General features: G+C 46.0%; 9 protein-coding genes. 2 read left to right on the plus strand and 7 right to left on the minus strand.

The features are described 5' to 3' along the window. Positions 1-29: 29 nt before the first annotated feature. From phoU to ACXABW_RS11790, 4 genes are all read right to left on the minus strand, one after another. Positions 30-728 carry a phosphate signaling complex protein PhoU gene (gene phoU, locus ACXABW_RS11775; protein WP_252027965.1) on the minus strand — a complete coding sequence of 233 codons (699 nt, stop codon included), beginning with the start codon at positions 726-728 and terminating at the stop codon, positions 30-32. A 195-nt stretch (positions 729-923) separates the two neighbouring features. Next, a complete protein-coding gene (gene pstB, locus ACXABW_RS11780; RefSeq protein ID WP_252027967.1) occupies positions 924-1,742 on the minus strand; it encodes a phosphate ABC transporter ATP-binding protein PstB in 819 nt (272 codons plus the stop codon). Positions 1,743-1,744: 2 nt separating this feature from the next. Beyond that, complete coding sequence (pstA, locus tag ACXABW_RS11785; protein WP_457522833.1) at positions 1,745-3,391, minus strand: phosphate ABC transporter permease PstA; 1,647 nt, start codon at positions 3,389-3,391, stop codon at positions 1,745-1,747. Positions 3,392-3,429: 38 nt separating this feature from the next. After that, positions 3,430-5,616 carry an ABC transporter permease subunit gene (locus tag ACXABW_RS11790; RefSeq protein WP_457522834.1) on the minus strand — a complete coding sequence of 729 codons (2,187 nt, stop codon included), beginning with the start codon at positions 5,614-5,616 and terminating at the stop codon, positions 3,430-3,432. A 200-nt stretch (positions 5,617-5,816) separates the two neighbouring features. On the opposite strand from ACXABW_RS11790, the gene ppk1 reads away from it, so the two are divergent. Next, positions 5,817-7,898 carry a polyphosphate kinase 1 gene (ppk1, locus tag ACXABW_RS11795; RefSeq protein WP_457522835.1) on the plus strand — a complete coding sequence of 694 codons (2,082 nt, stop codon included), beginning with the start codon at positions 5,817-5,819 and terminating at the stop codon, positions 7,896-7,898. Further along, a complete protein-coding gene (gene ppx, locus ACXABW_RS11800; RefSeq protein WP_457522836.1) occupies positions 7,899-9,398 on the plus strand; it encodes an exopolyphosphatase in 1,500 nt (499 codons plus the stop codon). It abuts the gene before it with no gap. A 27-nt stretch (positions 9,399-9,425) separates the two neighbouring features. Here ppx and ACXABW_RS11805 read toward each other — a convergent pair whose 3' ends face one another. The 3 genes from ACXABW_RS11805 to phoB form a co-directional block, all read right to left on the minus strand. After that, complete coding sequence (locus ACXABW_RS11805) at positions 9,426-10,334, minus strand: PstS family phosphate ABC transporter substrate-binding protein (protein WP_457525013.1); 909 nt, start codon at positions 10,332-10,334, stop codon at positions 9,426-9,428. Positions 10,335-10,410: 76 nt separating this feature from the next. Further along, the gene (gene phoR, locus ACXABW_RS11810) at positions 10,411-11,709 is read right to left on the minus strand and encodes a phosphate regulon sensor histidine kinase PhoR (protein WP_252027974.1); all 1,299 of its coding nucleotides are present in this window, start codon (positions 11,707-11,709) and stop codon (positions 10,411-10,413) included. A 33-nt stretch (positions 11,710-11,742) separates the two neighbouring features. Then, on the minus strand, positions 11,743-12,432 hold the full coding sequence (gene phoB, locus ACXABW_RS11815; RefSeq protein ID WP_252027975.1) for a phosphate regulon transcriptional regulator PhoB: 690 nt from the start codon (positions 12,430-12,432) through the stop codon (positions 11,743-11,745). Positions 12,433-12,466 lie beyond the last annotated feature (34 nt).

The following is a 12,466-nucleotide window of genomic DNA, read 5'->3' on the forward strand; positions in this document are numbered from 1 at the left end:
TTTCCTATTAGTACCTCGTAATTTCTTCATTACCGCAATACATCATCAATACTCTGCTCGCCCAAGTGGCGAACATCTTTACCTTTCACAAAGTAGATAATGTATTCACAGATATTCTGGCAACGGTCTCCCACACGTTCAATGGCGCGAGCTGACCACATCACTTGCAGGATACTAGGAATGTTCTTAGGGTCTTCCATCATGTAGGTCATTAGCTGGCGAATAACCGCTTCGTATTCGGCATCGAGCTTGTCATCGAGCTTATGTACTTCCGCGGCAGAATCTACGTCCATACGAGCGAATGCATCGAGCACTTGATGAAGCATGGTGATGGCTTGACGGCAAAGTGGCTCCAAGGAAACATGAAACTGCGTTTCTTTTGAAGCAGGGCTTTCGATAGCGACATAAGCAATCTTAGTGGCAACATCACCAATACGCTCTAGGTCAGTGATCGTTTTAATGATTGCCATGATGAGGCGTAAGTCTTTTGCTGTTGGCTGCCTTTTTGCAATGATTCGAGTGCATGCTTCGTCGATAGAGACTTCCATGGCATTGACCTTATGGTCGTCGCGTACCACTTTTCTCGCCAGCTCAATATCTTCTTTGTGCAGTGCTTGCATCGCAAACGAAAGTTGCTGCTCGACCAATCCTCCCATCGTCAGTACGTGGGTACGAATCGATTCAAGCTCGACATTAAACTGACCTGAAATATGGCGCCCAAAATTCATAAATAAAGTTAGTCTCTTTTGCTGATTAAAAGGAAAAATCACATACTGGATAAGTACCAAGTTAGCATTGTTCTAAATAGTTGGAACAGTAGCATAGCAACAAGAAACTTCAGCCCTATGAGCATAGCTCGTCTATGTGATTAGGGGGAAATATCGCAGTTAACGCCGCTACGGTTGCAAATATGAAGAACAAACCTAGCCATATCTACCAGTAATGTAGTCTTCCGTTTGTTTTTTCAATGGTGAAGTAAAAATAGAGTCTGTATCTGAGTACTCGATCAAGGTTCCCATATGAATAAATGCCGTATGGTCACTCACCCTCGCCGCCTGTTGCATGTTGTGGGTGACAATCACTACGGTATATTTGGTTTTGAGATCGTTAATCAGCTCTTCAATTGTCAACGTAGAAATAGGGTCCAGTGCCGATGTTGGCTCATCGAGCAACAATACTTCCGGTTCAATAGCAATAGCCCGCGCAATCACCAAACGTTGCTGCTGACCACCGGACAAACCAAACGCATTTTCATGTAGACGATGTTTTACTTCATCCCACAATGCCGCTGCCCTGAGTGAGCTTTCAACGGCATCATCAAGCGTTCTGCTGTTCTTTATGCCTTGCAATCTAAGGCCATAGACTACGTTCTCATAAATCGACTTGGGGAAAGGGTTTGGACGCTGGAATACCATGCCAACCCTACGACGCAAAGTCGCCACATCGACATCTGGATGGTAAACATTTTTGCCGTGTAAGTTCACCCTTCCTTCAACACGGCAGCCTTCCACTAAGTCGTTCATACGGTTGATGCAACGCAACAAGGTAGACTTACCACAGCCTGAAGGGCCGATAAATGCGGTGACCTGACCTTTCGGAATTCGCATTGAAATGTCATTCAGCGCTTGGGCATTTTGATAGAACAAGTTGAGCCCTTCGATCGAGATGGCTGTCTCGTCATCACTTAGATTATTTACATCAAGAGGCGGCTCGTAGCCTAACGTTTGATCGACAGAAAACATGATTAGTCTTGCCCTAAAGTACGGTATTTTTCGCGTAAATTATTACGAATGCTGATAGCTGTTAAGTTTAGCCCGACGATTACTGTTACCAACAAAAACGATGTGGCATAAACCAATGGCCTTGCTGCTTCAATATTAGTCGTTTGAAAGCCTACATCATAGATATGAAAACCTAGATGCATGAATTTACGCTCTAAGTGTATAAACGGGAACTGAGTATCGACTGGAAGGCTGGAAGCCAACTTCACTACCCCAACCAACATTAATGGTGCCACTTCTCCAGCAGCACGAGCAACAGCCAATATTAAGCCCGTAATGATTGCAGGACTCGCCATTGGCAATACAATCCGCCATAACGTCTCGAACTGAGTGGCGCCTAGGGCCAATGAACCATGACGTACCGAACCTGGAATTCGGCTAAGCCCTTCCTCTGTTGAAACAATCACAACTGGCAAGGTTAATACAGCGAGCGTCAGAGCCGACCATAATAGCCCTGGTGTACCAAATGTCGGAGCAGGTAAGCGCTCTGAATACAATAGGGTATCAATCGAGCCACCTAAGGTATAAACGAAGAAGCCCAAGCCGAATACACCATATACAATTGAAGGAACACCCGCCAAGTTAATAACTGCAACCCGGATTACTCGAGTGAAGGCATTATTCTTTGCATACTCATGAAGATAGATCGCGGCGACAACCCCAAGAGGCATCACGATAATCGACATGATAATAACCAATAAAACGGTACCAAATATCGCAGGAAATACGCCACCTTCAGAGTTAGACTCTCGAGGGTTGTCCGACAAGAACTTCCAAACTTGTTTGAACCAATGAGACACCTTGTCGCCAAAGCCCATTTGATTTGGATACCACACATCTAAGATTTGGCTTAGCGGGATTTGTTTCGTTTGCCCGGAAATATCCTCGACTAATAGAGCCTGCTGACTAAATTCCGCTCGTAGATCATCCAATCGAGATTCAGAGATCGCTAAATCGGATTCCAGCTTCTGTTTGGCCTTTTGATGATTTTCGAGAAACTGCTCATCTAATTGTCCATTCAGCTCTCGCTTGCGCTTAGCTAATCTTAATCGCTCTAGCCCTCTGCTAGTTACTTGGATCTCATCACTGATAATTCGCGCGATTTCTTCATGCATCACTTCAGCAACAGCAAGTCCTTTGGCTAGGTTCACTGTAACTGAATCGTACGCAATACCAGATGGTGTCACATAGCCAACCGGTTTACCGTAAAAGTCGCCATTTCGGCTACGCTCAATCACCGCCCAGCCATTAGGTAGCGTTTTTTCTCGTAAATCGATATCGAGAAAAGAAACAAAGTCAGACGGGTAAAGGTCTCGGTTAGCCACTTTGATACTAAAGCGTTTTATAAGCCCCTTTTCAATCACTTCGGGGGGAAGCTCTACCTGCATATCTTGCAAGTGATTGATAGGCACATACTCTTCCGCATAGAGTTGGCCAAGCAACTTGTCGCCCTGTTCTGTTTGCCACTGATACAAAGGCGCAGGCCAAAAATAAGATAACCCTTTCCAACCGATCAGAAGCAATAGGCCCATCACAGATAGCAAACTAATGCTTACCGCTCCGCCTGTTAGCCAAATCCAAGGTGCACCCGACTTTAACCACTTAAACATGGGTGAGCACCCACTTACTCGTCATAAGAATACCAAACTTACAGTGCACGATACCGATCCCTCAGACGCTGCCTTACCCACTCAGCTACCGAATTAACTAAGAAGGTGAAAACCAGCAGCAATAACGCCGCAAGGAACAGCAGTCGATAGTGAGAACTGCCCACTTCTGATTCTGGCATTTCAACAGCAATAGTGGCTGACAACGTACGCATTCCCTCGAGAATATTCCAATCGAGTATCGGTGTGTTACCCGTCGCCATCAACACAATCATAGTTTCACCAACTGCTCGACCTAGTCCCATCATAATGGCAGAAAAAATACCTGGGCTGGCTGTCAGAAGAACCACATAAATAAGGGTTTGCCAAGGCGTCGCACCCAGTGCTAACGAACCATCAGACAGGTGCTTAGGGACTGAAAATATCGCGTCTTCTGCGATGGTAAATATGGTTGGTATCACCGCAAAGCCCATCGCAAAACCGACAACTAGTGCATTTCGCTGGTCATAGTCGATACCGTGCTCAGCAAGAAAGATTCGAATATCGCCACCAAACAACCACGCTTCAATCACTCCGCTATACATCATCGCTAGCGTCACTACGCCAACCAACACTGGCATTAGAATCAACCCGTGATAACCATTGGCCACTCGGGTTAACCATTTGCGCGGCAGTGCATGCCATAGTGCTCCTGTCACTAAGATAGTCACTGGCAGTAGTAACATCAGCGATACAACTGCAGGTAAATGAGTCTCGACAATTGGGGCAAACCATAGGCCTGCAAGAAAGCCAATGATTACTGTAGGCAACGCTTCCATCAGTTCAATTGAAGGCTTCACCACTCGGCGCATCCTTGGCGACATAAAGTAGGCGGTGTAGATCGCCCCCAAGACTGCGATTGGAATAGCGAACAACATGGCGAATGCGGCTGCTTTTAACGTACCAAATGCAATAGGTACTAAACTAAACTTGGCTTCAAATTCATCGCTGGCCGAGGTTGTTTGCCAAACATAAGCTGGCTCGGGGTAACTTTCGTACCATACCTTTTGCCACAACGATGAGAGCGATATTTCTGGGTAATCATTATCGACTTCAGCCACATCTAAACGCTGCCCAGACAAAGAAATAAGAAAGCGCTCATTGTTGGACATCGCAGCCAGAGACGGAGCCTTATCGTAAGCACGTTCAAACATCACTAGCTTTTCGCTTGTCGTGTAGTGACTCTGCAATGTGCCATTGGTATAAAAGCTGTAAAAACCCTTTCGGTAGGTATCAGGCAATAAGAACCTAAGCTGTGAAGCTAACTTAAATTCACGAATATGAGTCAGCTCGCGCGCCCCATCTTTCAACACATCGAACCATTGAGAGACCAATCCATCTTGATGGGTAACAAGTAAAGAATAGGCACCAGACAACAGCTTAATATCCGTTACTGCGTGTTTTTCAGCGCCGGCACTCAAATCAACGACTTCACGAACGGAAAATCTGTCGTGTTGCTTCTGCGCAACCACCAATTCCGATCCAGTCCGTAAGAAGAGCTGTTTTCCATCAGGCGTTAAGATAATTTGATCTAGCTGATTAAAAGGTAAAGCGAAGCCATACTCTCGAATAGAGCCAGACTGCTCCCAACGTACGAGTACACCGCCATCTTGGTAATAACCCGCTAAAGTCGTGCCTTGACTATTATGCGCAAAATCAAAGCTTTGCAATACACGCCCTGATACATTTAAATTCAGATTATTGAGCGTTGCTAGTTCAACGCTTGGCGCAAAGCTACGACCTTCTTTGCTGACTAAGGAAGTAAAAATTGGTCTGAATACGGACACACAGCCTTTTTCAGATGCAATCGCTAACCAACCCGAAATATCTCCGGTGGAGGCTAACAACGGTGAATTAGCTTGGACAGGAAACGAGAGAGGTGACTGACTTTTTCCGTTCAGCGTCCAGAAGTCAACTTTACCCTCTTTAGAGAGTACGTACGCATGCTGGCCATATTCGTCGACGCCAATAGCCATAGGGCTTGATGTTGAAATAGTTTGATTGGCAAAACCAGTTTCAATTTTAGCGTCAGAGAAAAGTGGTAGAACAACCATAGCGAGGTAGATAAAGATCAGCACCAAGGCGGCCAACACACCCACACCACCGCAAGTCACCGCAAGACGAACCAAACGATCTTTAATCAATCGTTTTCTATCTCGTTCTTTTAATGAAAATTCGGCTTTTGCCATGTGTGTCTCTACCTATTCTTGCCCAAGGTTATATTATTTCGTTTAGGTGACAATTATATTACAGATCGCATTAAACAACTGAAAACAATACAACAATAAACACGTAATAAAACTGTCATAGTAAAAAATTACCGTTCATTACCTGATATTTTTTGGAACCCACCGCACACGCGAACCAACGCGAGGAACTAAGGTAAGGTATGAGTGCTGAAAAACTGTACATCGAAAAGGAACTGAGCTGGCTCTCGTTTAACGAGCGAGTCCTACAAGAAGCGGCCGACAAATCGGTCCCTTTGATCGAACGCGTGCGATTTTTAGGTATATTTTCCAATAACCTAGATGAGTTTTATAAGGTTCGCTTTTCCGATGTAAAACGTCGAATTCTGATCAACCAAGAACGTGGTGGAAACGACAATTCCAAGCACTTACTCACCAAAATGCAAACCAAGGCGCTGAAACTGAATCAAGATTTTGATGAGGTTTATAATGAGTTAATTCTCGAAATGGCACGAAGACGTATCTTTCTTGTCAACGAAACTCAGCTCTCCGAAACACAGCAAAAATGGGTAAAAAAGTACTTTCGCAAGCAAGTCTTGCCCCACGTCACTCCACTTATGATGAATGATGACATCGATTTGTTGCAGTTTCTTAAAGATGAGTATGCCTACTTGGCGGTGGAGTTGCGTAAAGACGATAATCGTCAGTACGCCATTGTGGAGATACCAACCAACCATCTCCCTCGCTTTGTAATGATGCCAGAGCAAAAAGGCAAACGGCGTAAGACCATCATTTTGCTCGATAACATCATTCGTTATTGCCTCGATGATCTTTTTAGCGGTTTCTTCGATGGTTATCAGCTTAACAGTTACGCGATGAAAATGACCCGTGATGCGGAATACGATTTAAGTAACGAAGTCGAACACAGCTTACTGGAGCAGATGTCGGAGGGCCTTAGCCAGCGCTTAACGGCAATGCCAGTTCGATTTGTATACCAGCGTGAAATGCCCGAAGAGATGTTGACGTTCCTATGTGACAAGCTGCAAATCTCCAATTACGATAGTCTGATTCCCGGTGGCCGCTACCACAACTTTAAAGACTTCATCGGCTTTCCTAATGTTGGTCGGGATTACTTAGAAAACAAACCCTTACCACCAATGAAGTGTGCAGACTTTGATGGGTTCAATAACCATTTTGAAGCCATTCGTCATCAAGACATATTGCTACATTACCCTTATCACTCTTTCGAACATATCACCGAACTGGTACGCCAAGCTTCGTTTGACCCTAAGGTCATCAGTATAAAAATCAACATTTACCGAGTCGCCAAAGACTCTCGCTTGATGAACACGTTAATTGATGCGGTGCACAACGGAAAAAGCGTCACTGTCGTGGTTGAGCTGCAGGCTCGCTTCGATGAGGAGGCCAATATTGAGTGGGCAAAGCTGCTAACCGAAGCAGGTGTCCACGTTGTTTTTGGCGCGCCCGGACTAAAAATACACGCCAAGTTACTTTTAATTAGCCGCCGCGAGGGAGAGCAAATCACTCGTTACGCCCATATTGGTACTGGCAACTTCCATGAAAAAACCGCGCGTATTTATACCGACTTTGCCCTGCTAACTGCATCACCGGAAGTAACCAACGAAGTACGTCATGTATTCGGCTATATTGAGAACCCGTATCGGCCAGTTAAGTTTAACCAGCTGATTGTTTCGCCGCGCAATTCACGCAAACAGCTCTATCGCTTAATCGACACAGAGATTGCCGCGGCAAAAGCAGGGAAAAAAGCCGAGATAACCTTGAAAGTGAACAACTTAGTCGACAAGGGAATGATCAACAAACTGTATGGTGCGAGCAGTTCAGGAGTAAAAATACGAATGATCGTGCGCGGTATGTGCTCTTTAGTTCCAGGAGTAGAAGGGGTCAGCGACAACATCAAAATCATCAGTATTGTCGATCGCTTTTTAGAACACCCTAGAGTGATAATCACCCACAACGGTGGCGACCCACTCGTGTATATCTCTTCGGCGGATTGGATGACGCGTAACATAGATCACCGGATCGAAGTAGCAACTCCAATCAATGACCCTCGCCTTAAACAGAGAATTATCGATATCATCGAGATTCACTTTACCGATACCGTCAAAGCACGTTGGATCGATAAAGAGATGAGTAATACCTATGTGCCGAGAGGAAATCGTAAAAAAGTTCGTTCACAGCTCGCTATTTACAACTATCTTAAGCATATAGAGAAACACAATCGGCAACAAAAACAGCAACCATAAATGACCCAGCAAACAGACATTCGAGATATCGCCGCCATCGACTTAGGCTCAAACAGCTTCCACATGGTAGTAGCAAAAGTCGTCGGCCAAGACTTGCAACTGGTGAGTCGACATAAACAGCGAGTTCGCCTCGCTTCTGGCTTAGACAGCCAGATGAACCTCGACAATGCATCGATAGAACGTGGGCTCGAGTGTTTAGCCATGTTTGCCGAACGCCTAAATGGCTTTGAAGCTTCGAATGTCCGAATTGCCGCAACCCACACTTTGCGCCGCGCAAACAATAGTCATGTATTTTTACTCAGGGCACGTGATGTGCTTCCCTTCCCTATTGAAATCATTCCCGGTGTTGAGGAAGCTCGCCTAATTTACATGGGAGTCGCACATACACAACCAGAATCGACGTCCAAGTTAGTGATTGATATAGGCGGCGGCAGTACCGAATTGGTTATTGGTCACGGCTTCGAAGCGCAATTGGTCAACAGTAAGCAGATGGGATGCGTCAGCTACACCAATCGCTACTTCTCCAACGAGAAGCTGACCACTAAAAACTTTGCCAAAGCGACGTTAGCTGCAGAACAAAAGCTTGAAACACTGGCAGCTCAATATAAACGCAAAGGCTGGGATATCGCTATCGGCTCATCGGGAACAATAAAAGCCATACGCGAAGTACTAATAGGGTTAGGTTTTGAAGACGGGCTGATTAACAGTAAACGACTAGATACATTGATAGACAAACTCTGTGAATGGAGCTTAATAGACGATATTGTTCTAGAGGGTTTAACGCCAGAAAGAAAGCCAGTATTCGCAGCTGGGGTTGCAATACTTCGAGCTGCATTTAAGTCTTTAAAAATTAAAGAACTCCATTACTCAGAGGGCGCCCTACGGGAGGGTTTACTCTATGAAATGGAAGACCGCTTTCAACGTCTCGACATTCGTATGCGCACCACTGAAAACCTCGCAGCCAAACACTTAGTCGACCTCACTCACGCTGAAAACGTCGCCCGAAGTGCACAACTATTTTTGCAGCAAGTTCACCCCACTTTAGGAATTAGACACCGCAGCCAACTGTTCGCCTTACTTCGATGGAGCGCCCTGCTACACGAAGTTGGGCTTAGTATCAGTTTACAAGCTTTCCATCGCCACTCTGCTTATATACTCAAACACACCAACATGCCTGGATTTAACCGAGAGCAGCAGCAGGTATTGGCAATACTCGTTCGCTTTCAGCGTAAAGCGCTCAAGCTACATGAAATGGAAGAGTTTTCCCTGTTTAAGAAGAAACACATTCTAGGGCTGATTCGGATTCTTCGTTTAGCTATCGTCATTAATGGTCAACGTAGCGAAGCGCCTTTGCCTAATCTAACTTTATCCATAGACGAAGAGTCGTGGCACCTCTCCTGTGATGATTCAGAGTGGCTCAACAATAACCGTCTACTTAGTGCCGACTTACAAACAGAACAAGAATACTGGCGCAACGCGGGCTGGCAACTCGTATTCTAGAAAACGACCTAACATTTGCTTACTGAGTTAGCGAATGCCCACTTTCGCAAGTTCTAGCTGTGCAATATCACCTGAAATCGGCACGTAGCCATCTTTCTCCACCAGCGCTTGCCCCTGCTCCGAGAAAATGAAGCGAATAAACTCACGCTCGATTGGAGACAACGGTTTGCTTGGGTGCTTATTGATGTATACGTAGAGGTAGCGCGAAAGTGGGTACTCACCAGATAAGATATTTTTTTGGCTTGGCTGGATATATTCCTTGCCCTGTTTCGCAATAGGAATGAGCTTAACGCCAGAGACTTGATAACCAACACCAGAATAACCAATGGTGTTGATTGACGATGCAACAGATTGAACAACCGATGCGGAACCCGGCTGTTCGTTAACGTTATTCTTAAAGTCCCCGCCACACAGCGCATTCTTTTTAAAATAACCATACGTGCCAGAAACAGAATTACGTCCAAACAATTGCATGCCGCGCTTCGCCCAATCAAAGGCGATATCCAATTGGGACCAAGTTTGAATTGGCTCTGTCGCACCACAACGGAGCGTCACGGAGAATATAGCGTCTAACTGATCAAAGTTGAGGCCTTGAATGGGGTTATCTCGATGCACAAACACGCCGATCGCATCAATGGCGACTCTAAGCTCGGTTGGCTTATAGCCATGCTCTCGCTCAAACGCTTCAATTTCACGTTTACGCATTGGTCGGCTCATTGGGCCGAACTGAGCGGTACCTTCAGTCAGAGCCGGAGGAGCGGTCGACGAACCCGAAGCTTGTACTTGACCATTCACACTTGGGTAGAGCGCTTTAAATTCTTCTACCCAAAGCGTCGTCATACCCGCCAACGTATCAGAGCCTACCGACAAGATACTGCCAGACACGCCAGAGGTTTTCTGGTACGGCACAAGCTGCTGAGCTTGAGCTGAGCCCATTGTCAGCAAGCAACTGCAAAATATTGCCAAATAAGCTTTTCGTGCTAATTCAATAACCATCGTCCACCTACTCCAATTAATTTACGAGTAAGCGAGCAGGCAAAACAAAAGAGAACTTACTGCCAACGCCAACTTCACTGTGAATTTCTAGGTGTGAATCGTGGTGAGTAAGCGCATGCTTCACGATAGCAAGCCCAAGACCACTGCCGCCAGTATCTCGCGACCGCGCTTTATCGACTCGGTAGAAACGCTCCGTTAGGCGGTGTAAGTGTTGAGGTTCAATACCATCCCCACTGTCTTCGACTTCTAAGCAAGCACCCTGCGCGGTTTGGAACCAGCGTACTTTCACGTCTGCTCCTGCTGGGGTGTACTTGACTGCATTGTAAACAAGGTTAGAAATTGCACTGCGCAGCTGATCTTCATCACCTAATACACGCAAGCTGCTGTCGATATTAAATTCGAGTTTATGGCCTAGATCGCCGCTCAGACTGGACGCTTCTTTTTCTAACACTTCTAGCATTGCGGGTACATTTACCACTTCTTCCAGCTCATGCATTGGCGCCGCTTCAATCTTTGATAACGTCAGTAGCTGATTCACCAAACTGTTCATGCGGTTTAGCTGCTCTGTCATCACACCATGCGCTTTGGTCCACATAGGGCCAACAATCATATCTGGATCTTCAGTCATCTCCAGATAACCTTGCAGCACAGTCATCGGTGTTCTGAGTTCATGAGATACGTTGGCGAAGAAGTTTCTGCGCATCCCTTCTAGCTGTTTTAGCTGAGAGACATCGCGCACTACCATCAAATGCTCACCCTCGGTGTAAGGTACGATACGGAGTTCCAGCATACGTTCAACGTTTAGCGGAGAGCGCATTTCTAGCGGTTCGGAGAAGTCTTGTTTATTCAGGTATTTGATAAAGTCTGGCGTGCGAATCAAGTTGGAAATCGGCTGGCCTGAGTCATCCGGCCAACGAAAGCCCAACAGGTGCTGAGCAAGCTTGTTACACCACACGATGTTACCTTCACTGCGGAATACAACCACCGCATCCGGCAGTGATTCTGCACCGTTACGGAAACGGCGAATTAGGTTAGTCAGTTCTTTGCGCTTCTTACGCTGGCGCTGCTGCAAACGATAGATACCGTTAAACAGAGATTCCCAGTTTCCCGAACCCGATGGTGGTGTCAGGCGTTTTTCATCCCACAACCAGGCCGAGAGACGCATCTGGTTATGTAGATGCCACACAAGCTGCAAAACCGTGGCAGCGAGAAGCAACCACGGCATGTATCCGAATATCCAGCCAATAATCACCCAAGGGGTGTAAAAAAAAGCCAGCTCCCAGGCCAGCTTTTTCCAGGTTAACCTTTCAACCATTCAGTTCCTCGAATTCAATTCCTTTGCGCTGGATTAAGCTTTAGTAGAGAAACGGTAACCGGCACCACGCACGGTTTGAATCAGCTTATCATGTCCAGCAGCTTCGAGCGCTTTACGTAGTCGACGAATATGAACGTCAACAGTACGATCTTCAACATAAACATTTGTGCCCCAAACATTGTTCAGCAGTTGCTCACGGCTGTACACGCGCTCTTGATGAGTCATGAAGAAATGCAGCATCTTAAACTCGGTAGGCCCCATGTCTAACGGCTGATCATTTGCTGTTACACGGTGAGATACAGGGTCCAACTTTAGGCCTTGTACATCAATGATGTCTTCGAGTGCCGTTGGCGTTACTCGGCGAATCACCGCTTTCAAGCGAGCCACAAGCTCTTTCGGTGAAAAAGGTTTCGTGATGTAGTCATCAGCGCCCACTTCAAGGCCACGGACTTTATCTTCTTCTTCACCGCGAGCTGTTAGCATTACCACAGGGATGTTGCGAGTCAGCTCTTCACGTTTCATATGTTTAATAAAGTTGATTCCGCTACCGCCAGGTAGCATCCAATCTAGTAAAACCAGATCAGGGAAGGGTTCGGCCAATTTGTTGACAGCCATATCGTAGTCTTCCGCTTCTACGGCTTGGTAACCTTTCTGCTCAAGTACAAAACACAACATCTCACGAATTGGTGCTTCATCTTCAACAACCAGAATCCTTCTAGACATATCTGAATAACCTTATGTTTAAACTTTGATAAAC

The sequence above is a fragment of the Vibrio paucivorans genome (assembly GCF_054053395.1).